Annotated in this window: 24 protein-coding genes; 16 read left to right on the plus strand and 8 right to left on the minus strand. The window is 67.2% G+C overall.

The features are described 5' to 3' along the window. Positions 1-27: 27 nt before the first annotated feature. The 3 genes from B9Y82_RS06200 (at position 28) to pgi (ending at position 2504) form a co-directional block, all read left to right on the plus strand. Complete coding sequence (locus tag B9Y82_RS06200) at positions 28-525, plus strand: hypothetical protein (protein WP_100471952.1); 498 nt, start codon at positions 28-30, stop codon at positions 523-525. A gap of 87 nt (positions 526-612) precedes the next feature. Continuing rightward, positions 613-993 (plus strand): aspartate 1-decarboxylase, encoded by a 381-nt coding sequence (gene panD, locus B9Y82_RS06205; protein ID WP_006432456.1) that lies wholly within the window; start codon positions 613-615, stop codon positions 991-993. Continuing rightward, positions 990-2504: a glucose-6-phosphate isomerase gene (pgi, locus tag B9Y82_RS06210; RefSeq protein ID WP_100471953.1), complete on the plus strand. Its 1515-nt coding sequence runs from the start codon at positions 990-992 to the stop codon at positions 2502-2504. Before panD ends, pgi begins: the two co-directional genes overlap by 4 nt. A 35-nt stretch (positions 2505-2539) precedes the next feature. On the opposite strand, the gene B9Y82_RS06215 is transcribed toward pgi, so the two are convergent. Together B9Y82_RS06215 and B9Y82_RS06220 are read right to left on the minus strand one after the other, a co-directional pair. Continuing rightward, positions 2540-3109 carry a response regulator transcription factor gene (locus B9Y82_RS06215; RefSeq protein ID WP_100471954.1) on the minus strand — a complete coding sequence of 190 codons (570 nt, stop codon included), beginning with the start codon at positions 3107-3109 and terminating at the stop codon, positions 2540-2542. After that, positions 3106-4332 (minus strand): ATP-binding protein, encoded by a 1227-nt coding sequence (locus B9Y82_RS06220; RefSeq protein ID WP_100471955.1) that lies wholly within the window; start codon positions 4330-4332, stop codon positions 3106-3108. Before B9Y82_RS06220 ends, B9Y82_RS06215 begins: the two co-directional genes overlap by 4 nt. A 114-nt stretch (positions 4333-4446) precedes the next feature. Between B9Y82_RS06220 and ispG the strand changes: the two genes are divergently transcribed. The 3 genes from ispG to B9Y82_RS06235 all read left to right on the plus strand — a co-directional run bounded on the left by ispG (position 4447) and on the right by B9Y82_RS06235 (position 7291). Further along, positions 4447-5712 (plus strand): flavodoxin-dependent (E)-4-hydroxy-3-methylbut-2-enyl-diphosphate synthase, encoded by a 1266-nt coding sequence (gene ispG / locus B9Y82_RS06225; RefSeq protein ID WP_087922229.1) that lies wholly within the window; start codon positions 4447-4449, stop codon positions 5710-5712. Next, the gene (locus B9Y82_RS06230; RefSeq protein WP_100471956.1) at positions 5693-6442 is read left to right on the plus strand and encodes a phosphatase PAP2 family protein; all 750 of its coding nucleotides are present in this window, start codon (positions 5693-5695) and stop codon (positions 6440-6442) included. The genes ispG and B9Y82_RS06230 overlap by 20 nt, the downstream gene beginning before the upstream one ends. A 201-nt stretch (positions 6443-6643) precedes the next feature. Then, the gene (locus B9Y82_RS06235) at positions 6644-7291 is read left to right on the plus strand and encodes a response regulator (protein ID WP_005416124.1); all 648 of its coding nucleotides are present in this window, start codon (positions 6644-6646) and stop codon (positions 7289-7291) included. A 324-nt stretch (positions 7292-7615) separates the two neighbouring features. On the opposite strand, the gene B9Y82_RS06240 is transcribed toward B9Y82_RS06235, so the two are convergent. The 5 genes from B9Y82_RS06240 to zwf all read right to left on the minus strand — a co-directional run bounded on the left by B9Y82_RS06240 (position 7616) and on the right by zwf (position 13650). Further along, positions 7616-8275, minus strand: coding sequence for a bifunctional 4-hydroxy-2-oxoglutarate aldolase/2-dehydro-3-deoxy-phosphogluconate aldolase (locus B9Y82_RS06240; RefSeq protein WP_100471957.1), 660 nt, complete (start codon positions 8273-8275; stop codon positions 7616-7618). A 237-nt stretch (positions 8276-8512) separates the two neighbouring features. Next, on the minus strand, positions 8513-10429 hold the full coding sequence (edd, locus tag B9Y82_RS06245; RefSeq protein ID WP_100471958.1) for a phosphogluconate dehydratase: 1917 nt from the start codon (positions 10427-10429) through the stop codon (positions 8513-8515). A 58-nt stretch (positions 10430-10487) separates the two neighbouring features. Beyond that, a complete protein-coding gene (pgl, locus tag B9Y82_RS06250; protein ID WP_100471959.1) occupies positions 10488-11213 on the minus strand; it encodes a 6-phosphogluconolactonase in 726 nt (241 codons plus the stop codon). Further along, positions 11210-12217: a glucokinase gene (gene glk, locus B9Y82_RS06255; protein WP_100471960.1), complete on the minus strand. Its 1008-nt coding sequence runs from the start codon at positions 12215-12217 to the stop codon at positions 11210-11212. The genes pgl and glk overlap by 4 nt, the downstream gene beginning before the upstream one ends. Further along, positions 12214-13650: a glucose-6-phosphate dehydrogenase gene (gene zwf, locus B9Y82_RS06260; protein ID WP_049423530.1), complete on the minus strand. Its 1437-nt coding sequence runs from the start codon at positions 13648-13650 to the stop codon at positions 12214-12216. Before zwf ends, glk begins: the two co-directional genes overlap by 4 nt. 352 nt (positions 13651-14002) lie before the next feature. Between zwf and B9Y82_RS06265 the strand changes: the two genes are divergently transcribed. Next, a complete protein-coding gene (locus B9Y82_RS06265) occupies positions 14003-15085 on the plus strand; it encodes an ABC transporter ATP-binding protein (RefSeq protein WP_100471961.1) in 1083 nt (360 codons plus the stop codon). 119 nt (positions 15086-15204) lie between these two features. Here B9Y82_RS06265 and B9Y82_RS06270 read toward each other — a convergent pair whose 3' ends face one another. Next, positions 15205-16080, minus strand: coding sequence for a YgfZ/GcvT domain-containing protein (locus tag B9Y82_RS06270; RefSeq protein WP_100471962.1), 876 nt, complete (start codon positions 16078-16080; stop codon positions 15205-15207). A 39-nt stretch (positions 16081-16119) separates the two neighbouring features. On the opposite strand from B9Y82_RS06270, the gene B9Y82_RS06275 reads away from it, so the two are divergent. The 9 genes from B9Y82_RS06275 to lolD all read left to right on the plus strand — a co-directional run bounded on the left by B9Y82_RS06275 (position 16120) and on the right by lolD (position 22514). Further along, positions 16120-16290 (plus strand): DUF1674 domain-containing protein, encoded by a 171-nt coding sequence (locus B9Y82_RS06275; protein WP_005409075.1) that lies wholly within the window; start codon positions 16120-16122, stop codon positions 16288-16290. Positions 16291-16346: 56 nt separating this feature from the next. Beyond that, on the plus strand, positions 16347-16739 hold the full coding sequence (sdhC, locus tag B9Y82_RS06280; RefSeq protein ID WP_024958620.1) for a succinate dehydrogenase, cytochrome b556 subunit: 393 nt from the start codon (positions 16347-16349) through the stop codon (positions 16737-16739). Next, a complete protein-coding gene (gene sdhD, locus B9Y82_RS06285) occupies positions 16736-17122 on the plus strand; it encodes a succinate dehydrogenase, hydrophobic membrane anchor protein (protein WP_005409077.1) in 387 nt (128 codons plus the stop codon). The genes sdhC and sdhD overlap by 4 nt, the downstream gene beginning before the upstream one ends. Before the next feature lie 31 nt (positions 17123-17153). After that, positions 17154-18944, plus strand: coding sequence for a succinate dehydrogenase flavoprotein subunit (gene sdhA / locus B9Y82_RS06290; protein ID WP_087922237.1), 1791 nt, complete (start codon positions 17154-17156; stop codon positions 18942-18944). A 66-nt stretch (positions 18945-19010) separates the two neighbouring features. Continuing rightward, a complete protein-coding gene (locus tag B9Y82_RS06295; RefSeq protein WP_100471963.1) occupies positions 19011-19796 on the plus strand; it encodes a succinate dehydrogenase iron-sulfur subunit in 786 nt (261 codons plus the stop codon). Between the two features lie 98 nt (positions 19797-19894). After that, positions 19895-20143 carry a succinate dehydrogenase assembly factor 2 gene (locus tag B9Y82_RS06300; RefSeq protein WP_100471964.1) on the plus strand — a complete coding sequence of 83 codons (249 nt, stop codon included), beginning with the start codon at positions 19895-19897 and terminating at the stop codon, positions 20141-20143. Next, positions 20094-20543: a hypothetical protein gene (locus B9Y82_RS06305; RefSeq protein ID WP_100471965.1), complete on the plus strand. Its 450-nt coding sequence runs from the start codon at positions 20094-20096 to the stop codon at positions 20541-20543. Before B9Y82_RS06300 ends, B9Y82_RS06305 begins: the two co-directional genes overlap by 50 nt. Before the next feature lie 23 nt (positions 20544-20566). After that, positions 20567-21808: a lipoprotein-releasing ABC transporter permease subunit gene (locus B9Y82_RS06310; RefSeq protein ID WP_087922239.1), complete on the plus strand. Its 1242-nt coding sequence runs from the start codon at positions 20567-20569 to the stop codon at positions 21806-21808. Continuing rightward, a complete protein-coding gene (gene lolD, locus B9Y82_RS06315; RefSeq protein ID WP_005409083.1) occupies positions 21801-22514 on the plus strand; it encodes a lipoprotein-releasing ABC transporter ATP-binding protein LolD in 714 nt (237 codons plus the stop codon). The genes B9Y82_RS06310 and lolD overlap by 8 nt, the downstream gene beginning before the upstream one ends. Positions 22515-22596: the final 82 nt, after the last annotated feature.

The following is a 22596-nucleotide window of genomic DNA, read 5'->3' on the forward strand; positions in this document are numbered from 1 at the left end:
CACCATCCCACGGACGGGAGACTGGACATGGTGCCCTCCGCCACTGACGCCGCCCGCCTTGCCCAGGCGTCGGTCCTCGCCGTGCTGGCCGCCGGCATGCTGCCGGCGCAGCTGTTCGGCGGCCTGCTGTTCGCATTGGACCTCGGGCGTACGCCGGTACCGGCCCTGATCGGTGGCGGGCTGATGTTCGTACTGGCGGTCTGCAATGCCATTGCCGTGCTGTTGCCGATGGCGCTGATCCTGCAGTCTCAGCAGCGCCTGCGCCGGGTCGGTTTCGTCCGTGTGGGGTTCGGCCTGGGCGGGCTGGCCATGGCGGCCTGCACCTGGCCGGGTGACGACGGCGGCCCGCTGCTGCAGCGCCTGCGCTACGTCGACACTTTCGACGTGATCAGCTACGGCCTGTCAGTGCTGGCCGCAGGCGGTTTTGGTGCGGTGGCCGGCTGGGCGTTCCATGCGGTGTTCCGCCTGTCGTTGGCAGGTACGGCTGGCCCAGCGCCGCCGGTGCTGCCGGGCGCACGCGCCTGAACGGCCTTCAGCGTCCTGCTGCAGCCCCCTGATGACGGCCAAGCGGGTGCTAGAATCCGCTCTTTCCTTTGCCGTTGCAGCGCCCCCATGCACCTGTCCCTGCTCAAGACCAAGATCCACCGCGCCACCGTCACCCATTCCGAGCTGAACTACGAAGGCTCGATCGCCATCGATGACAACCTGCTGGCTGCCACCGGCATCCGCGAGTTCGAGCAGGTGCACATCTGGGACGTGACCAACGGTGCGCGATTCTCGACCTACGCCATCCGCGCCGAAGCCGGCAGCGGTGTTGTCTCGCTCAACGGTGGCGCCGCGCGCCACGTGCAGGTCGGTGACATCATCATCATCGCCGCGTTCGCCAGCATGACCGAGCAGGAAGCTGACAGCTTCAAGCCGAAGCTGGTGTACGTTGATGGCAACAACCAGATCACCCACACCAACGACACGATCCCGACCCAGGCCGCATGACAACGAACAACGGATTCGACTCGCTGCATTCCCACGCCCAGCGCCTGAAGGGCGCAAGCATTCCCAGCCTGCTCGCCGCCGAACCCGGCCGCGTCCAGGGCCTGGCGCTGCGGGTCGGTCCGTTGTATGTCAATTTCGCCCGGCAGAAATACGATGCCGCGGCGTTGCAGGCGTTGCTGGCGCTGGCTGCCGAGCGTGACGTCGGCGGTGCGATCATGCGCCTGTTCCGCGGCGAGCAGGTCAATCTGACCGAAGGCCGCGCCGCGCTGCATACCGCGCTGCGTGGCGACGTGGTGGACGCACCGGTGGCGGCCGAGGCCTATGCAACCGCGCGCGAAATCCGCCAGCGCATGGGCGTGCTGGTGCGCGCGCTGGAAGACAGTGGCGTGACCGATGTGGTCAGCGTCGGCATCGGCGGTTCCGACCTCGGCCCGCGCCTGGTCGCCGATGCGCTGCGTCCGGTCACCGGTGCACGCCTGCGCGTGCATTTCGTGTCCAACGTGGACGGCGCCGCCATGCAGCGCACGCTGGCCACGCTGGATCCGACGAAGACGGCCGGTATCCTGATCTCCAAGACCTTCGGTACCCAGGAAACCCTGCTCAACGGCCAGATCCTGCACGATTGGCTGGGCGGCAGCGAGCGCCTGTACGCGGTCAGTGCCAATCCGGAACGCGCCGGCAAGGCCTTCGCGATTGCCGCCGATCGCGTACTGCCGATGTGGGACTGGGTCGGCGGTCGTTATTCGTTGTGGTCGGCGGTCGGTTTCCCGATCGCGCTGGCGATCGGCTTCGAGCGTTTTGAACAACTGCTGGAAGGCGCGGCGCAGATGGATGCGCACGCGCTGGATGCGCCGCTGGAGCGCAACCTGCCGGTACTGCATGGCCTGACCGACATCTGGAACCGCAACCTGCTGGGCGATGCCACGCACGCGGTGATGACCTACGACCAGCGCCTGGCGCTGCTGCCGGCCTACCTGCAGCAGCTGGTGATGGAGAGCCTGGGCAAGCGCGTGCAGCGCGATGGCCAGCCGGTCACCACCGACACCGTGCCGGTGTGGTGGGGCGGGGCGGGCACCGACGTGCAGCACAGTTTCTTCCAGGCGCTGCACCAGGGCACCAGCATCGTTCCGGCCGACTTCATCGGCTGCGTGCACAACGACGATCCCTACACCGTCAATCACCAGGCGTTGCTGGCCAACCTGCTGGCGCAGACCGAGGCGCTGGCCAATGGCCAGAGCAGCGATGATCCGCACCGTGATTACCCCGGCGGCCGCCCGAGCACGCTGATCCTGCTCGACGCGCTGACCCCGCAGGCGCTGGGTGCGCTGATCGCCATGTACGAACACGCCGTGTACGTGCAGTCGGTGATCTGGAACATCAACGCGTTCGACCAGTTCGGTGTCGAGCTGGGCAAGCAGCTGGCCAGTGGTCTGCTGCCGGCGCTGCAGGGCGAGGATGTGGCGATTGCCGATCCGATGACCCGTGAGATCCTGGCGCAGCTGAAGGGCTGAGGTTATGGTGCCGGCCAGCGGCCGGCACTACCGCGTCACCGGCTCGGGTCGCGCTCCGGGCTCGGCCGCTTGGCCAGCTTGCGTTGCAGCGAACGTCGGTGCATGCCGAGCAGGCGCGCCGCCGCCGAGACATTGCCGCCGGTCTCGTGCATCGCCTGCTGGATGTGTTCCCACTGCAGGCGGCTGATCGGCGTCATCGCATCGGGTACTTCCATTTCACTATCGTCTGCCGGGCCGTCATCCTCTTCGCCCAGTGCGCGCAGGATCATCGGCACGGTGGCCGGCTTGGGCAGGTAGTCGTCGGCCCCGAGCTTGATCGCCTCCACTGCGGTGGCGATGCTGGCGTATCCGGTCACCAGCAGGATGCGCATGTCCGCGCGCAGCGCGCGCAACGGCTGGATCAGGGCCAGGCCGGAATCGCTGCCCAGTTTCAGGTCGATCAGCGCGAAGGCCGGCGGATGCTGCCGGGCCAGTGCCAGTGCGCTGGCGGCATCCTGTGCGGTCTGCGTTTCAAGCCCCTTGCGGGCCAGGCTGCGTTGCAGGGTGCGCAGGTACAGCTCGTCGTCGTCGACCAGCAGGCCCAGGGTGGAGTGGTGAAGGCTCATGGGGTGTCCTCGCGTGGGGCCAGCGGCAGGCGGAAGCCGACGCGGCTGCCGGCCCCTTGGGCCGGGCGCATCCACATCTCGCCGTCGAGGCGTTCGATGGTGGCATGGGACAGGGCCAGGCCGACGCCCATGCCCTCGCTCTTGCTGCTGCCGAACAGCCTGCCCGGCAGCACCGCGGCACGGGCGTCGAAGCCGTGGCCGTAGTCGCGGACTTCGCCGATCAGGTCGTCGCCTTCGATGCGCAGGTCCAGGTCCACGCGCGGCCGGCCGGCCTGTTCGCCGGCATCGGCGGCATTGTTGAGCAGGACCATCAGCAGATGTCCCACGCCTGGGTCCAGTGGCAGCCGCAACGGTGCATCGTCATTGCGATGCAGGTCGATGGTCGGCCGCACCAATCGCCATTGCTCCAGTACCTGCTGGGCGCTGGAGTGGCTGCGCCCCGGGGCGTCGGCCGAGGCCGGTGCGGCCAGCGCCAGCACACGCTCGCGGCACTGCACCAGCAGCTCGCGCAGGGTTTCCATGTCCTCGCGCACCTCCGGCTCTTCGCTGCGCTCGGCCACATCGTCGGCCAGCAGGGTCATGGTCGCCAGCGGTGTGTTCAGTTCATGCGCCACCGAGGCGGCATGGGTAGCCAGCGCGACGATGCCCTCGTTGCGGGCGAAGCGCTCGCGCAGTGCCGACAGTTCCAGTTCGCGCTCGCGCAGGGCAAGCGCCAGCCGGGTGGAGAAGGCCAGTACGACCGCGGCGGAAATCAGGAAGTTGGCGACCACGCCCCAGCGGTTGAGGTCCCGCGCGCGGAAATAGCCGTCCGGCAGTGGCTGCCCGAAGATGCCGCTGGCGGCATAGCCGAGCAGGCAGGCCAGCGCGACCGCCAGCGCCCAGCGCAGGGGCAGGGCGAACGCGGCCAGCGCGATCAGGATCAGGAACAGTGAGCTGAACGGGTTGGCCATGCCGCCGCTCCATCCGACCATCCAGGTCAGGATGATCACGTCCACCAGAATGTGGCCGAACGCGGTCAGCGGCGCGGTGTCGGCCGCTTCCGGACGCAACTGGGTATAGATGTTGAACAGGGCCAGCACCGCCACGCCGGCCCATAGCGGCAGCTGCGGCAACGGCAGGCCCAGCACCCAGGTGGCAACCAGGATGGTGGCGGCCTGGCCGCCTACGGCAAGCCAGCGCAGGCTGCACAGGGTACGGAGAAACGGGGCGTCGGGACCGGTCATTCACGCTCATCGTATGCGTTCACGGGCGGGTGTGCCTGCGACAATCGGCCGCAGCCGTGCCGCCGGCTGAATGCGAGTCACCCGGAATGCGGGGGCGGGCGGTAGAATGCGCCCATGCACGACGCCGTCACCCGCCCGACTCCTCCCTCCGATGCCACCTCCTGGCCGCGCCGCCAGACCCATGCCGTGCAGATCGGCGGGGTCACCGTAGGCGGAGGCAAGCCGGTGGTGGTGCAGTCGATGACCAACACCGACACGTCCGACGTGGCCTCCAGCGTGAAGCAGGTGGCCGAGCTGTGGCGGGCCGGTTCGGAAATGGTGCGCTTGACCGTCAACACCGTGGAAGCCGCTGCAGCGATCCCGCGCATCGTCGACAAGCTGGCGATGATGGGCATCGACGTGCCGCTGATCGGCGACTTCCATTACAACGGCCACCAGCTGCTGACCGCCGAACCGGCGTGTGCCGAGGCGCTGGCCAAGTACCGCATCAACCCGGGCAACGTCGGTTTCGGCAAGAAGAAGGACCTGCAGTTCGCCCAGTTGATCGAGTTCGCGATCCGCTACAACAAGCCGGTGCGCATCGGTGCCAACTGGGGTTCACTGGACCAGGCCCTGGCAGCGAAGCTGATGGACGAGAACAACCTGCGCGAGCAGCCCTGGGATGCCGGTCGCGTGCTGCGCGAGGCGCTGATCCGCTCGGCGCTGGATTCGGCCGAGCAGGCGGTGGAGCTCGGCCTGCCGCGTGATCGTATCGTGCTGTCGGCCAAGGTCAGTGGCGTGCAGGAGCTGATCGCGGTGTACCGTGACCTGGCCCAGCGTTCCGACTTTGCCCTGCACCTGGGCCTGACCGAGGCCGGTATCGGCAGCAAGGGCATCGTTGCCTCGTCGGCAGCACTGAGCGTGCTGCTGCAGGAAGGCATCGGTGACACCATCCGCATCTCGCTGACCCCGGAACCGGGCCAGTCGCGCACGCAGGAAGTGATCGTCGCCCAGGAACTGCTGCAGACCACCGGCCAGCGCGCCTTCACGCCGCTGGTCACGGCCTGTCCGGGGTGCGGCCGCACTACCTCCGAGTTCTTCCAGGAACTGGCCAAGGTGGTGCAGAACCACGTGCGCGAGAAGATGCCGCTGTGGAAGATCCACCACCCGGGTGCGGAAAACATGACGCTGGCGGTGATGGGCTGCATCGTCAACGGGCCGGGTGAGTCGCGGCACGCCAACATCGGTATTTCGTTGCCGGGCACCGGCGAAACCCCGGCTGCGCCCGTGTTCGTCGATGGCGAGAAGAAGGTGACCCTGCGTGGCGAGAACATCGCCCAGGAGTTCGTCGCCCTGATCGACGATTACGTCGAACACAAATATGTCCGAAGCGCCGGATAAGCCCGCGATCCTCGCTGCGCCGGAGTCCGCTTCCGGTTTCCGCCACTGGATGGCCCTCAATGCCTGGCGCCTGGTGCTGCTGTTCGGTGGCGTGCTGCTGCCGTTGGCCGGTTTCGTCGCCCTGGCCGACGAGGTGCACGAGTTTGAATCGTTCCATTTCGATGCGCCGCTGCTGTGGCAGATGCATGGCCTGCATTCGCCCCTGTTGGACCGCTTCTTCGTGCTCATTTCCAAACTGGGCTACGAATGGTTCCTGATTCCGGCCGATGTGCTGATCATTGGCGTGCTGCTGGGCTACCGGCGTTGGCGCGAGGCCACGTTCGTGGCGGTCAGCTTCGTCGGCTCGGCGTTGCTGAACATGGGCAGCAAGCAGTTCTTCCAGCGCCAGCGCCCCAGCCTGTGGGAGTCGATCGCGCCGGAGTCGACGTTCAGCTTTCCCAGCGGTCACGCGATGGGTTCGATGACCCTGGCCGTGACCCTGGTCCTGCTGGCCTGGAACACCCGCTGGCGCTGGCCGGTGCTGCTGCTGGCGCCCTCGTTCAGCCTGCTGGTCAGCGTCTCACGGGTCTATCTGGGCGTGCATTATCCCTCCGACATCCTGGCCGGATGGTGTGCCGCGCTGGTTTGGGTGGTAGGGTGCTATCTGGTCATGTTCAGTCGCCGGCATCCTTGGCGACGTCATGATTCGCCGCCAGCGACGGCCAGCGAAGCATCATCACAGGGGGATTGACGTGGATGACCCCTCCGGGGCGTCTACGTAATAGTTCAGTTGTTTCGTTGCAGCAGGTTCTGCAAGACAGGGGGCAAGCACAATGCGCGGTACTGTGATGCGCAAGGCAGAATGCCTGCGTCGCATCTCGAACGCGCTTGCAGGGGGACCGGCGCCCTGCCTAGCTTGACCTGCAATGGCCGCATTCGAAGAGGTACGTGAATGACGATTCGAGTCTACCTGGTGGATGACCACGCACTGGTCCGCACGGGGATGAAGATGATCCTGTCGGGGGAGACCGACATCGAGGTGGTGGGCGAAGCCGAGACCGGCGAAGATGCGCTGCGCGACGTCCGCCAGCTGCTGCCGGACGTGGTGCTGTGCGACCTGCACCTGCCCGGCGTGAGCGGCATGGAAGTGACCGAGCGCATCGTCCGCAGTCACCGCAACACCCGCGTGGTGATCGTGTCGGTGCTGGAAGACGGGCCGCTGCCGAAGCGGTTGCTGGAAGCGGGGGCTGCCGGCTACATCGGCAAGGGCTGTGATGCACAGGAGCTGCTGCGCGCGGTGCGCGACGTGGCCATGGGCCGGCGCTACCTGGGCACCAGCATCGCGCAGAACCTGGCCTTGTCGACGGTGGAAGGCAACGGTTCGCCGTTCGACAGCCTGTCGCCGCGCGAGCTGGAAGTGGCGTTGCTGCTGACCCAGGGCCTGCGCCAGGAGGACATCGCCCGGCGCCTGAGCCTGAGCGCGAAGACGGTGAACACGCACAAGGCGCGGCTGTTCGAGAAGATGGGGATCCACGACAACATCGCGCTGGCACGCATGGCCAGCCAGTACGGACTGGTGGATCCGGCGCGGCCGCTGTAAGGGGTTCGGCCAACGGCTGAGCCCCCCGCGGTGTGCGGCAGGATTCGTGGGGTTGGCCCTGCGGAGGGATTGCGCAGGGGACGCCGTGAATCCATCCCTGGAGGCTCGGGCGCGCCATCCATGGCGCTTACGCCCCTGCGCAATCCCTCCGCAGGGCCACGGACAGGTTCCGTGCGTCCACCGCGGAATGAAGAAGGAAGAGCAGGAGCGGGTCGCGCGCTGTGCGCGCTCATAGCCTGGGATCGGATCCCTTTCCCTGCGGGAAAGGGCTCTGACCCCGTGTCGCGGAGCCGGGCATGGGCTCGGCTCTACACCTGCATCGGCTCAGTGGCCGCGCACGCGCTTGATGATCTTGGCGGCGTCGGCGGCGCTGGCGCGCACCTTGTCCCATTCGCCGTTGGCGATCCAGTTGCCCGGCACCATCCACGAACCGCCGATGCAGACCACGTTCTTCTGCTCGAGGTACTCGGCGGCGGTGTTTTCGGTGATGCCGCCGGTCGGGCACAGCTTGAGGTCGGCGATCGGGCCGGCCAATCCCTTGATCATCGCCAGGCCACCCACGGCCGTGGCCGGGAACAGCTTGCAGACGCGGAAGCCGCGCGCATACAGCGACAGCAGCTCGGTCGGCGTGGCCGCGCCCGGCACCACCGGCAGCGGGGCGGCGGCCAGCGCATCGGCCAGCGCCGGCGGCGTACCCGGAGTCACCAGGAAGTCCGCACCCGCATCGATGGACTGCTGCATCTGCTCCACGGTCAGCACCGTGCCCGCGCCCACCACCACATCCGGCAGCTCGCGCTTGAGCATCGACAGCGCTTCCATCGCCACCGGCGTACGCAGCGTCAGCTCGATGGCCGGCAGGCCACCTTCCAGCAGCGCCGCACTGACCGCACGCGCCTGGTCCAGCGTATGAATCGTCACCACCGGCAGGATGCCCGCCGCACGCAACAGCTCCGCCGCCTTCACCTGATGTTGTTCGATACCCATAGCTCTGCTTCTGCCTTTGCTTTCGCTCTTGTTGTGCTTTTCAGTGATCACTTCGCGGCGTTGATGCGCCGGAGAGTGTGATACGGCGGAGGGCAGGCCGTCGTCAGGACCGTTCGCGCCATGGATGGCGCGACCGAGCCTACAGGGATGCATTTACGGCGTGTCCTGGCGACGGCCTGCCCTCCGCCGCCGCCAGCAGACTCACCGCCGCAACAAGCCCGTAACGCTCTTCAACCCTCAGGCGTCCTTCGCCTCATGCGGCGCCGCCGCCGCAGCGGCATCGTGCCCCAGCTCATACTCCGCGTCGTACTCCCACGGCCCGCCATCGGCTGCCGCAGGCCCGCACGAAATCGAAATCGCACCCTGGTCGGCCGGGCCAACCACGCGACGGTTGATCGCGAACAGGTTGCGGCCCAGGTCATGCGCGGCAGGCGCGGTGTTCGGCGCCAGCGGGCGTGCGGCCCATTCGGCCGCGTCCACCAGCACTTCCAGCGTACCGGCCTCGCCATCAAGGCGGATCATGTCACCCTCGCGGACCTTGGCCAGCGGACCGCCGCGCGCCGCTTCCGGCGTCACATGGATCGCTGCCGGAATCTTGCCCGAGGCACCGGACAGGCGACCGTCGGTGACCAGCGCCACGCGCCGGCCCTGGTTTTGCAGCAGGCCCAGCAGCGGCGCCAGCGAATGCAGTTCCGGCATGCCGTTCGCGCGCGGGCCCTGGTAACGCACCACCGCCACGAAATGATCGGGCAGCAGCCCACCGGCGTGCAGCTTGTTCAGCACCTGCGGTGCATCGACGACCACCGCCGGTGCTTCGATCGTGCGGAATTGCGGCTTCACCGCCGACAGCTTGATCAGCGACTTGCCCAGGTTGCCGCGCAGCAGGCGCAGGCCGCCCTGGTGCTCGAACGGATTGTCGACGCCGCGCACCACCTCGTCATCGGCGCTGCGTTCCAGGCCGGGCAGGTAGACCAGCTGGCCGTCGCGCAGCTGCGGTTCGCGCGCGTAATCGGCCATGCCGCCACGAGCGACGCTGACCAGGTCGCCATGCATCAGGCCGGCCCTGATCAGCTCGCCGAACACGAAGGCCGGGCCGCCGGCGGCCGCGAAACGATTCACGTCGGCGTCGCCGTTCGGATAGACGCGGGCCAGCAGCGGAACCAGCTGCGACAGTTCGTCGAAGTCGTCCCAGGTCAGCACGATGCCGGCCGCACGCGCCACCGCGATCCAGTGGATGGTGTGGTTGGTCGAACCGCCGGTAGCCATCAGCGCGATGACCGCGTTGATGATCGCGCGCTCGTCGATGATCCGGCCCAACGGGCGGAAGTCGTCGCCGAGTGCGGTGATGTCGAGCGCTCGCTCGGTGGCTTCGCGGGTGAGGGCATCGCGCAGCGGCGTACCCGGATTGACGAACGATGCGCCCGGCAGCTGCACGCCCATTGCTTCCAGCAGTACCTGGTTGGAATTGGCGGTTCCGTAGAAGGTGCAGGTGCCGGCGCCGTGGTACGACGCGGACTCCGCTTCCAGCAGTTCCTCGCGGGTGGCTTCGCCGGCAGCGTAGCGCTCGCGCACTTCGGCTTTCTGCTTGTTCGGGATACCCGGGGTCATCGGGCCGGCCGGCACGAACACCGCCGGCAGATGGCCGAAGGCCAGCGCACCGATCAGCAGGCCCGGCACGATCTTGTCGCACACGCCGAGGTAGACGGTGGTGTCGAACATGTCGTGGCTGAGCCCGATCGCGGTGGCCTGCGCGATCACATCGCGCGAGAACAGTGACAGTTCCATGCCGCCGCGGCCCTGGGTGACGCCGTCGCACATCGCCGGCACGCCGCCGGCCACCTGTGCGGTGGCGCCCAGCTCGCGGGCGATCTCGCGGATCTGCTCGGGATAGGTCTCGAACGGCTGATGCGCCGACAGCATGTCGTTGTAGGCAGTGATGATGCCGAGATTCGGCGTCACGCCGCCGCGCAGGCGGCTCTTGTCGGTGCCGCCGCAGGCGGCGAATCCGTGGGCGAGGTTGCCGCAGCTCAGGCGGCTGCGGAACGGGCCCTCACGCAGGGAGGCGTCGATCGCGGCCAGGTAAGCGGCGCGCGAAGCGGCGCTGCGGCGGATGACGCGCTCAGTGATGGCTTGCAGTTGCGGATGGAGGCTCATTGGCTACCGGCGTTCGAGGTGGCGAGAGGCAAGCGGCGGCACGGCGCCGCCGCCGACATCAATCAGCCCAGTGGACGCGCAGGCGCGCGCCGTCCAGGTTGATCGCATTGAGGATCGGGTACTGCTGGGCATCGTTGCTGTCCAGCGCCTGGCGCAGCACCTGCAGCTTCTGCTTGCCGCGCAGCAGCAGCAGGCGCTGGCGGCACTGGCGCAGGCCGTGCGGGGTCAGGGTGATGCGCAGCGGCCACTGGTTCGCGCCTGGGCAGCCGGTGGCATCCAGCGCCGCGTAGGGCAGGGTGCTTTCCAGTGCACGGGCCAGGTCCTTCGAGCCCGGGAACAGCGAGGCGGTGTGGCCGTCGTTGCCCATGCCCAGTGCCACCAGGCTCGGCGGCTGGCTGTGCTGGGCCTGCAGGTTGGCGGTGTACACGCACTCGGGCAGTGGCTTGCCGATGCGCACCAGCGGATCGAAATGCGCACCTTCGGCGCGCTTGAGCAGGTGTTCGCGCACCAGCCAGGCGTTGCTGTCGCGATCCTGCGGCGACAGCCAGCGCTCATCGGCCAGGCTCACTTCCACGCGGTCCCAGTGCACGTCCAGTTCGGCCAGCGCCTGGTAGACCGGTGCCGGCGTGGTGCCGCCAGACAACAGGATGCGGGCGCGGCCCACTTCGTTGATGTCGTGGTTGAGGGTCTGCGCCATCTCGGCGGCCACCGCCTCGATCCAGCCATCGGCATCGCCGTGCTGGATGAACTCGATGCGGTCGTCGTGGAAAGTGGTGGGGCTCATGCGGCAACTCCTGGTGCGTCACGTTCGGCGTCGGCGGCATAGGCGGCGGCGCCCAGCAATCCAGCGTGGGGATGCATCACCGCCAACGATGGCACGCGCGCCATGATCGAAGAGAAGCGGCCCTTATGTTCGAAGCGCTGGCGGAAACCGGAGTGCTGCAGCGAATCGAGCATCTTCGGGGTCAGTCCGCCGGTCAGGAACACGCCGTCCCAGGCGCCCTGGGTCAGCACCAGGTCACCGGCGATCGCGCCGAACACAGCGCAGAACACGTCGACGGTGCGCATCGCCTGCGGGTCGCCATGCAGTGCTCGGGCCGTCACGTCCACCGGCTGCAGCTGGCCCGGGTCGATACCGGCCATTTCGCATACCGCACGATGGATGTTGACCAGGCCGGGGCCGCAGATCAGGCGCTCGTTGGAAACGCGACCGAACTGCTCGGACAGGATCTCCAGGATGCGGATCTCCTCCGGGGTCCCCGGCGGGAAGCTGACATGGCCGCCCTCTGTTTCCAGCGGATAGCAGCGGCCGTGACGCAGGATCAGGCCACCGACACCCAGGCCGGTACCGGGGCCGATCACCGCGTAGTTGCGCGGCTGGCCCGGCTTGCCCGGGACCCAGGCGGCACCGCCGACCTGGACCACGTCCTCGGGCTGCAGCAGTGAAATGGCCATCGCCTGTGCGGCGAAGTCATTGATCAGGTGCAGTTCGTCGAAGCCGAGCATGGCGGCGGTGCGGCTGCGCGAGATCACCCACGGATGGTTGGTGATGCGTGCTTCGTCACCATCCACGCGACCGGCCACTGCGAACACGCCGCGGCTGGCCGTGGCGCCGATCTGTTCCAGATGGTGGCGCGCGGCATCACCCAGCGACGGGAACTCCGCCACCGCGTACTCACGGATGCTGTCCTTCTGCAGTGGCGCGTCCTGGGAGGTGTCGGCCAGGGCGAAGCGGGCGTTGGTGCCACCGATGTCGGCGACCAGCACCGGCTGCGAGCTGGCACTCATGCCGACGCTCCGCTGTCCGGCGCATCCACGCCCTGCGGCAGGAACTCGCCCGCGTTGGCCGGACCCCACTGGCCAGCGGGGTAGGGCTCCAGCGGCAGCTTGGCGTCCTTCCAGGCGTCGGCGACGCTGTCGATCCACGCCCAGGCGGCACGCACTTCGTCGTCGCGCACGAACAGCGTGTGGTTGCCGTTGAAGGCATCCAGGAACAGGCGTTCGTAGGCGATGCGGCGGTGCAGGCCGGTCGGCACCGACAGTTCCAGTTCCAGCGGGTGCAGTTCCAGCGCGCCCCATTCCGGGCCGGCCAGGCTGCTCATCAAGCCCAGTTCGATGTTCTCCTGCGGCTGCAGCTGGAACACCAGGCGGTTCGGTGCGGCCTGCGCGCGCTGCGGGCGTTCGAACAGCCAGTGGGTGACCGGCTTCAGCGTGACCACCACGCGGGTGGTGCGTTCGGGCAGGCGCTTGCCGGTGACCAGGTGGAACGGCACGCCGCTCCAGCGCCAGTTGTCGATGTGCGCGGTGACACCGGCGAAGGTTTCCACGTCGCTGCCTTCCGGTGGCTGGTAGGCCTGCGCGGGCTGGCCATTGATGGTGCCAGCGGTGTAGCGGCCACGGATGCTGTCACGCGCGGCGTGCTTGGCATCGAGCGGGCGCAGGGCGCGCAGCACCTTGACCTTCTCGTCGCGGATGCGATCGGCTTCCAGCGAGGCCGGCGGTTCCATCGCCACCATGCACAGCAGCTGGAGGATGTGGCTCTGCACCATGTCGCGCAGCGCGCCGGAGCGGGCGTAATAGGCATCGCGGCCATCCACGCCTTCGCTTTCGGCCACCAGGATGTGCACCGATTCGATGTAGTTGCGGTTCCACACCGCTTCCAGCAGCGTGTTGCCGAAGCGCAGCGCGATCAGGTTCTGCACCGCTGCCTTGCCCAGGTAATGGTCGAGGCGGAACACGCGGTCCTCGTCGATCCACTGGCCGATGGTGCTGATGATTTCCTCGGCGCTCTCGCTGTCGCTGCCGATCGGCTTTTCCAGCATCAGGCGTGCCGGTGCGGCGAGGGCGCCGCCCTTGGCCAGGCCTTCGCAGGTGGAGATGTATAGGCCCGGCGGAATGGCCAGGTAGCTGACGCACTTGCGGTGCACCAGGTCGGCGACCGCGGCGGCCACCGAGTCGACGTCGCGCAGGTCCACCGAACGGTAGTCGATGCGGCGCAGCAGGGCGCCGATGTCTTCCTGCGTGGCCATCGGCATGGCCTGTTGCAGTCGCGGCCGCAGGATGTCATGGAAGGCTTCGGTGTCATGCCCGGACAGGGCCAGCGCGCGGATGCGGAAATCCTCCGGCAGCAGGCCGTCGCCAAGCAGGCGAAGCAGCGAAGGGAACAGGTAGCGCTGGGCCAGATCACCTGTGGCACCGAACAGGAAGAGGGTGTCGTGCATCGCTCGAGTTTCAGATCCGGGTGACATCGTTGTCAATCGCTTCATGGCTGGGTTCGGGGGACATCCGCGCAACTGCCTGTCCGAGGTTCGTCAGGGGCGTTTTCCGGGGTGCCGGAAGACGGTTCCATTCGAAACCACTGCCTCGGCGGAACCTTCGTTCAACCGCCGACGCAGATCGGTGCGCACCGATCATCGGATAGTGCCACGTGAAAACGTTTACATGGCAGAATGGGCAACTGTATTCGATTGCAGTGCTCGCCGTCATGCGGCAGGCGCGCAATCATCACTGCCATCGGGAGGGCCGAGGCAGTCCCAAAAGACAGCCCGGCTTCGGGCGGACCGGATAGGTGATATGGCAAAAGTGCAGTTGCAGGGTGTGCGCAAGGTCTATGACAACGGCCAGGTCGCGGTGAAGGACGCCAGCTTCGAAGTCGCCGATGGCGAACTGATGGTGCTGGTCGGTCCATCCGGCTGTGGCAAGTCGACCCTGCTGCGGATGGTGGCTGGCCTGGAGGAGATCAGCGGCGGCACGCTGACCATCGGTGATCGCGTGGTCAACGACGTGGCGCCGAAGGATCGCGACATCGCGATGGTGTTCCAGAGCTACGCGCTGTACCCGCACATGACCGTGGCCGAGAACCTGGCCTTCGGGTTGAAGCTGCGTGGTCATGACAAGGCGACCATCGACAGGCGCATCGCTGAGGCGGCGCAGACGCTGGGCCTGACCGAGATGATGGACAAGCTGCCCAAGGCGATGTCCGGCGGCCAGCGCCAGCGTGTTGCGCTGGGCCGCGCACTGGTGCGCGAGCCGGCGGTGTTCCTGCTCGACGAGCCGCTGTCCAACCTCGACGCCAAGCTGCGCCACAGCGTGCGCACCGAGATCGCGCAGCTGCACCGCAAGCTCGGCACCACCATGATCTACGTGACGCACGACCAGGTCGAAGCGATGACCCTGGGCCAGCGCATCGTGGTGCTGAAGGATGGCGTCATCCAGCAGATCGATACGCCGATGGCGCTGTACGACCGCCCGGCCAACCTGTTCGTGGCCGGCTTCCTCGGCAGCCCGGCGATGAACGTGCTGCGCGGCACGCTGCAGGGCGATGCTGGTGGCGTGACCGTGGTCGACGGCGAGTGGCGTGCACCGCTGGGCCAGGCCAAGATCGATCCGGCGTGGCTGCAGAAGCCGATCGCGGTGGGTGTGCGCCCGGAACACCTGCAGCCGGCGGGCGCCGATGACGCGCACGCGTTCGTCGCACGCATCGAAGGCATCGAGCCGGTCGGCAACGAGATCTTCGTCAACCTGAGCAGTGGCCAGCACGCGCTGACCATGCGCGTGGCGCCGCAGGCGCTGCCCGCGGTGGGCCAGGACATCCGCGTGGCGATCCAGCCGCAGGGCCTGCATTTCTTCAACGCCGAGAGCGGCGTGCGCCTGTAACGGGTAGTGCCGGCCAGCGGCCGGCACTATCACTTCTTCGCCGGAGGCGTGCGGACCAACGGTCCGCCCCACCGGGTTGAGTTAGATCCACGCCATGCGTGGATGAGAACCCGACAGATTCAGCGCGCCAGGCCATCCAGCAGCGGCATGCGCTGCGCCACCGCATCATCCACCTGCAGATCAGCATCGCTGGCTTCCAGCGGCAGCACCGCCAGTGCCAGGTCACCGGCCACGCAGGCGATCGTGCCCAGCGCCGCGCCGTCCTGCTGGACGCCGTCGCCGGCCTGTGCCGGTGTGGCGGTATGCAGCAGCTGCACCGCACGCTTGGCTTTCCCGAGGAAGTGGGTGCGGGCGACGATTTCCTGGCCGGGATAGCAGCCCTTCTTCACGCTGTAGCCGTTCAGGCGGTCCAGGCCCAGCTGCTGCGGGGTCCACACTTCGCGCTGGCTTTCTTCCAGTCGCGGCAGGCCGTAGCGCAGGTCGGCCTGGCGCCAGGCCAGGGCGAAGGTGGCCTCATCGGCTTCGCTGCTGCCGGCGAAGGCGTCGGCAGCACCAATGCACAGGGTGCGCGGCAGGGCATCGCTGCCCAGGTCCAGCTCCCAACCGTCACCTGAGGTCTGCGCAATCGCGGCGCCGCTGGCGGCCTCGGGTGCGGTGAACGCGCCGGCCACGGCCAGGTCGTTGCGCAGCAGTACCTTCACCTTGCGGCGGAACACGAAGCGCTGCAGTTGCGACGCAATTGCATCGGCGTCGCCGTCGGCCAGCACCAGCATCACATGGTCTTGCGCCAGCCGAAGCAGCTGGAACACCGCCAGGGTGCGGCCCTTGGCGCTCAGCCAGGCACTCCATTGCCAGTGCTGCGGGGGCAGGGCGGTGACATCGCTGCTGAACTGGGCGTGGGCGAAGACGGCCGCATCCGGGCCTTGCAGGCTCAGCAGCTGGTGGCCGGACAGGCGCGGATATCCGACGAAAGCAGGGGGCAGGTTGTCAGGCACGTGAACGAGGTCTAAAATTTGTGCGTTGCGAGACCGAACATGATAGGCCAAACAACCCCCACTCCCGACGACGAATCTGAAGCCCCGCTGGTCCCTGCGGCACCCGTGCCCGTGGAACAGGAAAAAGCAGAGGAATTCGGCGGCCGCGGCGGACTCGATCCGGTGCGGTATGGCGATTGGGAGAAAAACGGACGCTGCATCGATTTCTGATCAGCATTGAGCCAACGCGGCCACGTGCCGCCCAGCCGAGACAACGAGCCCAGCGAATGGCGACCAGACAACGCCCACTTTCCCCGCACCTTCAGGTGTATCGCTGGCAGATTCAGATGGCCACCTCGATCCTGCATCGAGCCACTGGCGTCTTTCTGTCTGTTGGTGCCCTCATCATCGCTGCCGGCCTGCTGGCCCTGATGATGGGGCCCGAGTCCTGGAACTGCTTCACCGGCCATGCCGGGGCCTGGTATGGCCGCGTGTTCCTGTTCGCGTGGACATGGTCGTTCGCCTATCACCTGTGCAATGGCATCCGCCACGTGGTGCAGGACTTCGCCATCGGCTTCAGCATCCCCGCCTTCATCCGCAGCAGCTGGCTTTCGGTCATCGGCAGCCTGGTGATCACCCTGCTGGTGTGGGCCTATGTGATGTTCGGAGGTGCCGCGTGAGCAAGTTCCGTACCCCGTTGAAGAACGTGCGCGGCCTCGGTTCGGCCAAGACCGGCACCGAGCACTTCGTGCACCAGCGCCTGACCGCCGCCGCCCTGGTGGTGCTGGGCATCTGGTTCCTGGTCTTCGTGCTGGGCCTGCTTGGCTCGGATTACGCGACTGCCGCCGCTGCCGTGGCCAAGCCGTGGAATGCGGTGCCGCTGATCGGCCTGCTGATCGCCATGTTCTGGCACGCGCAGCTCGGCATGCAGGTCGTGCTGGAAGACTACATCCACGAATCGCTGCTGGCCCTGGTGCTGCAGACCGCGGTGAAGTTCGTCGCCGTGCTCGGCATGATCGTCAGTGTGTTTGCGGTGGGTCGCATCGCCCTCGGCGTTGCCTGAGCCCAGGCACCAACACAGGAATCCAGATTAGATGTCCGCTTACAAGATCACCGAACACAAGTACGACATGGTCGTGGTCGGCGCCGGCGGCGCCGGCCTGCGCGCCACGTTCGGCCTGGCCGCCAAGGGCCTGCAGACCGTGTGCCTGACCAAGGTCTTCCCGACCCGTTCGCACACCGTTGCCGCCCAGGGCGGCATCTCGGCCGCACTCGCCAACATGGGTGAGGACGACTGGCGCTACCACTTCTTCGACACCATCAAGGGTTCGGACTGGCTGGGTGACCAGGACGCCATCGAATACATGTGCCGTGAGGCCATCCCGGCCATCATCGAGCTCGAGCACTACGGCGTGCCGTTCTCGCGCACCGCCGAAGGCAAGATCTACCAGCGTCCGTTCGGTGGCATGACCACCAAGTACGGCGAAGGCCCGGCGGCGCAGCGTACCTGCGCGGCGGCCGACCGTACCGGCCACGCGATGCTGCACACCCTGTACCAGCAGTCGCTGAAGCACGATGCGCGCTTCATGATCGAGTACTTCGCGCTCGACCTGATCTTCGACGAGGAAGGTGCCTGCCGCGGCGTGCTGGCCCTGGACATGTCCGATGGCACCCTGCATCTGTTCCGCGCCCAGGGCGTGGTGCTCGCCACCGGCGGTTACGGGCGTGCCTACTTCAGTGCCACCTCGGCGCACACCTGCACCGGCGACGGTGGCGGCCTGGCCATGCGTGCCGGCATCGCCATGCAGGACATGGAGTTCGTGCAGTTCCACCCGACCGGCATCTACGGCGCCGGCTGCCTGATCACCGAGGGTGTCCGCGGTGAAGGCGGCATCCTGCGCAACAGCAGCGGCGAGCGCTTCATGGAGCGCTACGCACCGCACTACAAGGACCTGGCCTCGCGCGACGTGGTCAGCCGTTCGATGACCATCGAGATCCGCGAAGGCCGCGGCGTCGGCGAGCACAAGGATCACATCCTGCTCGACCTGACCCACCTCGGCCCGGGCGTGATCGACGAGAAGCTGCCGGGCATCGCCGAGAGCGCCCGCATCTTCGCTGGCGTCGACGTGCACAAGCAGCCGATCCCGGTCATCCCGACCGTGCACTACAACATGGGCGGCATCCCGACCAACTATCACGGTGAAGTGGTGCAGAAGGTCGGCGACAACGACAATGCGGTCGTGCCGGGCCTGTACGCCATCGGCGAAGCCGCCTGCGTATCCGTGCACGGCGCCAACCGCCTGGGTTCGAACTCGCTGCTGGACCTGGTGGTGTTCGGTCGTGCGGTGGCCAACCGCTGCGCCGAGACCATCAAGCCGGGCGCATCGCACAAGCCGCTGCCGGCCGACGCCTGCGACAAGGCGCTGGGCCTGCTGGACAAGCTGCGCCACGCCAACGGCGATACCCCGACCTCGGTCATCCGCGATCGCATGCAGCGCACCATGCAGGCCGACGCGGCGGTCTTCCGCACCAGCCAGACGCTGAAGGAAGGCTGCGAGAAGATGGACAAGATCTTCGACTCGTTCCAGGACGTGAAGGTCTCCGACCGTTCGCTGGTGTGGAACTCGGACCTGATCGAGACCTACGAGCTGAACAACCTGCTGCTCAACGCGGTGGCGACGATCAACTCGGCCGAACAGCGCAAGGAAAGCCGCGGCGCGCATGCGCACGAGGACTTCCCGGACCGCGACGACGTCAACTGGCAGAAGCACACCCTGGTCAGCGTCGACGAGAAGGGCAAGTGCAGCTTCGACTACCGTCCGGTGCACATGTACACGTTGACCGACGACGTGTCCGTGGTGCCGCCGAAGCCGCGCGTGTACTGATCCGACCCCGCCTACCATGCAATCCGCGCCCACGGGCGCGGGCCGCCTGAGCCAACGAGAGCAGCCATGGCCGAGTTTTCACTCCCCAAGAATTCCAAGATCACGAAGGGCAAGCACTTCCCCGTCAAGAACGGCGGCAACAACGTGCGCACCTTCAAGATCTACCGCTGGAGTCCGGACGACGACAGCAACCCGCGCACCGATACCTATGAAGTCGATCTGGACGCCTGTGGCCCGATGGTCCTGGACGCCCTGATCAAGATCAAGAACGAGATCGACCCGACCCTGACCTTCCGCCGCTCGTGCCGCGAAGGTATCTGTGGTTCGTGCGCGATGAACATCGACGGCACCAACACCCTGGCCTGCACCCGAGCCATCTCGGACTGCGGCAAGAAGGAAGTGCCGATCTACCCGCTGCCGCACATGAACGTGGTCAAGGACCTGGTTCCGGACCTGACCCACTTCTACGCGCAGTACGCCTCGATCAAGCCGTGGATCCGCACCCAGACCCCGGCACCGCCGGACCGTGAGCGCCTGCAGTCGCCGGAAGACCGCAAGAAGCTGGACGGCCTGTACGAGTGCATCCTGTGCGCCTGCTGCTCGACCAGCTGCCCGAGCTACTGGTGGAACGGCGAGCGTTACCTGGGCCCGGCGATCCTGCTGCAGGCCTACCGCTGGATCATCGACTCGCGCGATGAGGACACCGGTGCGCGCCTGGACGATCTGGAGGATCCGTTCAAGCTGTACCGCTGCCACACCATCATGAACTGCGCCCGGACCTGCCCGAAGGGCCTGAACCCGGCGCTGGCGATCGCCGAGATCAAGAAGCTGATGATGGAACGCCGCGCCTGATCGGGCCTGGCTGTACCTGGTGGAGCCACGCCATGCGTGGCTGTGCCATCCCAGTAGAGCCACGCCATGCGTGGCTTTGCTGTATCTGGAGAAGCACGATGGAAGAAGACGTTCTGCTGAAGAAGCTGCGCTGGCGCTGCCGCCGCGGCATGCGCGAGCTGGACCAGCTGTTCGGCCGTTACCTGGACCACGAGTGGAGCACTGCGCCGACCGAAGAACGCGAGGTTTTCCTGTTCCTGCTCGACTGCGAGGACGATAAGTTGTGGCGCTGGTTCATGGGCTATGAGGCCTGCCCGCATGCGCACGCGATCCCCCTCATGCAGAAGATCCTCGCCCTCAAGTCTTGAGTGGCGCCCCTCGCGGCTGCAGGCCGCCGCCCAGCTGGCGGTGCTGCTGGCCGCGCCCTGGCTGCTGCGCGCCTCTGACCTGCCGCCAAGGCTGCTGGTCCCCGCGGTGGTACTGGCCTGGTGCGTAGGCCTGGCCGAACTGGCCTGGCGCCAACGCAGGCCGCGCGTGCCGGTGCTCCTGCCTCCGCTTCCCGAGCCGCTGCGGGTGGCCGGGCAGGATGTCGAGGCACCCCGGCTGGTGGTGCGCGGGCCATGGCTGCTGTTGCACTGGCATCAGGGTCGGCGCCGCCAACGCCTGCTGTTCTGGCCCGATGTGCTGGATTCGGGGCAGCGACGTGAACTGCGACTGGCCGTGGCCGCACGCGCCGTTTCCCGTCGGCCCCGTACGATGGCACCATAAGCTGAATTGACCGGCGTGCCTGCATGTTCAAACCCATTCCCGTGGCCATCGGCCTGCGCTACCTGCGCGCCAAGCGCCGCAACGGCTTCATCTCCTTCATCTCGATGGCATCGATCCTGGGCATCGCGCTCGGGGTTACGGTGCTGATCACCACCCTGGCCGTGATGAGCGGTTTCCAGAAGGAAATCCGCAGCCGCCTGCTGCAGATGACCGCGCACACCACCATCAGCCGCGACGGCGAGCCGATGCCGGACTGGATGCGCGTGGTCGACATCGCCGGCAAGGACCCGCGCGTGGCCGGTGCCGCGCCGTACATCGAGATCCAGTCGATGATCAGCGGCCCGCGCGTGCAGGGCGCGATCATCCAGGGCATCGATCCGGCGCTGGAGCCGAAGGTGTCGGTGATCGACAAGAAGGTCACCAAGGGCAGCTATGACAGCCTCAAGCCAGGCAGCTTCAACCTGCTGCTGGGCAAGGAGCTGGCGATCTGGCTGGGCGTGGACGTGGGCGACCAGGTGCTGGTGACCTTCGCCGAGGTGCAGGGCACGCCTGCCGGCGCAGTGCCGCGGATGAAACGCTTCACCGTCAGTGGCATCTTCGAGGCCGGCTACAACGAGGTCGACCGCGGCGTGGGCTTTGCCAACATGCAGGACCTGGAGCGCGTGCTGCGCAGCGACGGTGCCACCGGCGTGCGGCTGAAACTGCACGACATGGACCGCTCGCTGGAAGTGGGCGTGGACCTGGCGCAGAGCCTCGGCGGTGCGTACCGGGTGAGTGACTGGACCCAGCAGAACGCCAACCTCTACCACTCGCTGCGCATGGAAAAGGTGGTGATGGGCATCCTGCTGTCGCTGATCATCGCCATGGGTGCCTTCAACCTGGTGTCCTCGCAGGTGATGCTGGTGACCGACAAGCAGGCCGACATCGCCATCCTGCGCACGCTGGGCCTGACCCCGGGCGGGGTGATGCAGGTGTTCATGGTGCAGGGTTCGCTGATCGGCATCTTCGGCACGCTGGCCGGCCTGATCGGCGGCATCACCCTGACCCTCAACCTGGAGCGGATTCTCGGCGCCATCGAGAGCGTGTTCAACGTCAAGCTGTTGCCGGAGGACGTCTACTACATCACCGGCCTGCCGACCGACATGCAGACCGGCGACGTGGTGGCGATCACCGTGGTCGCACTGCTGATGAGTTTCCTGGCCACCCTGTATCCCGCCTGGCGGGCAGCACGCACCCAGCCGGCGGAGGCCCTGCGTTATGAATAAGGTCTTCAACCGCGGCGATGAAGTGATCCGCGCCGAAGCACTGGGCAAGACCTACGCCGAGGGGCGCATGCAGACCCCGGTGTTCGACGGCCTGGACCTGACCGTGACCGCCGGCGAAACGGTGGCGATCATCGGTGCGTCCGGTGCCGGCAAGAGCACGCTGCTGCATCTGCTGGGTGGCCTCGACATTCCGACTGCGGGTGAGGTCTACGTGACCGGCCAGCGCATGTCGGCGCTGTCCGATACCGCGCGCGGCCTGCTGCGCAACCAGGCGCTGGGCTTTGTGTACCAGTTCCACCATCTGCTTCCCGAGTTCACTGCGCTGGAAAACGTGATGATGCCGGTGCTGCTGGCCGGCACCGCCGTGGCCGAGGCGAGCAGCCGGGCCACCACGCTGCTGGAAGCGGTCGGCCTCGGCCATCGCCTGGACCACAAGCCGGGCGAGCTGTCCGGCGGTGAGCGCCAGCGTGCGGCCGTTGCGCGTGCGCTGGTGAACCATCCGGCCTGCGTGCTGGGTGATGAGCCAACCGGCAACCTGGATGACCGCACCGCTGCGACCGTGTTCGAGCTGATGCTGGAACTCAACCGCGCGCGCCATACCAGCCTGGTGCTGGTCACCCACGACCGCAGCTTGGCGCGCCGCCTCGATCGCGTGCTGGAGCTGCGCGAAGGTCGCCTGCACGCACTGGCCCACGCCGACGTCTGAGCGGCCGGCAACGGCCGCCTCCCGGCGCCTGAACGGGTTTACCCGCCATCGCGCCGGCCGCACGTCGGTCGGCGCATGATCG

The organism is Stenotrophomonas maltophilia, assembly GCF_002799155.1.
Classification (GTDB): domain Bacteria; phylum Pseudomonadota; class Gammaproteobacteria; order Xanthomonadales; family Xanthomonadaceae; genus Stenotrophomonas; species Stenotrophomonas maltophilia_R.

Coding starts and splice junctions, on each gene's coding strand:
- B9Y82_RS06235 (WP_005416124.1), top strand. CDS start 6,644: ATGACGATTCGAGTCTACCTGGTGGATGACCACGCACTGGTCCGCACG.
- B9Y82_RS06310 (WP_087922239.1), top strand. CDS start 20,567: ATGTTCAAACCCATTCCCGTGGCCATCGGCCTGCGCTACCTGCGCGCC.
- pgl (WP_100471959.1), bottom strand. CDS start 11,213: ATGAGCCCCACCACTTTCCACGACGACCGCATCGAGTTCATCCAGCAC.
- lolD (WP_005409083.1), top strand. CDS start 21,801: ATGAATAAGGTCTTCAACCGCGGCGATGAAGTGATCCGCGCCGAAGCA.
- B9Y82_RS06230 (WP_100471956.1), top strand. CDS start 5,693: ATGTCCGAAGCGCCGGATAAGCCCGCGATCCTCGCTGCGCCGGAGTCC.
- B9Y82_RS06300 (WP_100471964.1), top strand. CDS start 19,895: ATGGAAGAAGACGTTCTGCTGAAGAAGCTGCGCTGGCGCTGCCGCCGC.
- sdhA (WP_087922237.1), top strand. CDS start 17,154: ATGTCCGCTTACAAGATCACCGAACACAAGTACGACATGGTCGTGGTC.
- zwf (WP_049423530.1), bottom strand. CDS start 13,650: ATGCACGACACCCTCTTCCTGTTCGGTGCCACAGGTGATCTGGCCCAG.
- pgi (WP_100471953.1), top strand. CDS start 990: ATGACAACGAACAACGGATTCGACTCGCTGCATTCCCACGCCCAGCGC.
- glk (WP_100471960.1), bottom strand. CDS start 12,217: ATGAGTGCCAGCTCGCAGCCGGTGCTGGTCGCCGACATCGGTGGCACC.
- B9Y82_RS06220 (WP_100471955.1), bottom strand. CDS start 4,332: ATGACCGGTCCCGACGCCCCGTTTCTCCGTACCCTGTGCAGCCTGCGC.
- B9Y82_RS06305 (WP_100471965.1), top strand. CDS start 20,094: ATGCGCACGCGATCCCCCTCATGCAGAAGATCCTCGCCCTCAAGTCTT.
- ispG (WP_087922229.1), top strand. CDS start 4,447: ATGCACGACGCCGTCACCCGCCCGACTCCTCCCTCCGATGCCACCTCC.
- edd (WP_100471958.1), bottom strand. CDS start 10,429: ATGAGCCTCCATCCGCAACTGCAAGCCATCACTGAGCGCGTCATCCGC.
- B9Y82_RS06215 (WP_100471954.1), bottom strand. CDS start 3,109: ATGAGCCTTCACCACTCCACCCTGGGCCTGCTGGTCGACGACGACGAG.
- B9Y82_RS06295 (WP_100471963.1), top strand. CDS start 19,011: ATGGCCGAGTTTTCACTCCCCAAGAATTCCAAGATCACGAAGGGCAAG.
- panD (WP_006432456.1), top strand. CDS start 613: ATGCACCTGTCCCTGCTCAAGACCAAGATCCACCGCGCCACCGTCACC.
- B9Y82_RS06265 (WP_100471961.1), top strand. CDS start 14,003: ATGGCAAAAGTGCAGTTGCAGGGTGTGCGCAAGGTCTATGACAACGGC.
- sdhC (WP_024958620.1), top strand. CDS start 16,347: ATGGCGACCAGACAACGCCCACTTTCCCCGCACCTTCAGGTGTATCGC.
- B9Y82_RS06275 (WP_005409075.1), top strand. CDS start 16,120: ATGATAGGCCAAACAACCCCCACTCCCGACGACGAATCTGAAGCCCCG.
- B9Y82_RS06200 (WP_100471952.1), top strand. CDS start 28: ATGGTGCCCTCCGCCACTGACGCCGCCCGCCTTGCCCAGGCGTCGGTC.
- B9Y82_RS06240 (WP_100471957.1), bottom strand. CDS start 8,275: ATGGGTATCGAACAACATCAGGTGAAGGCGGCGGAGCTGTTGCGTGCG.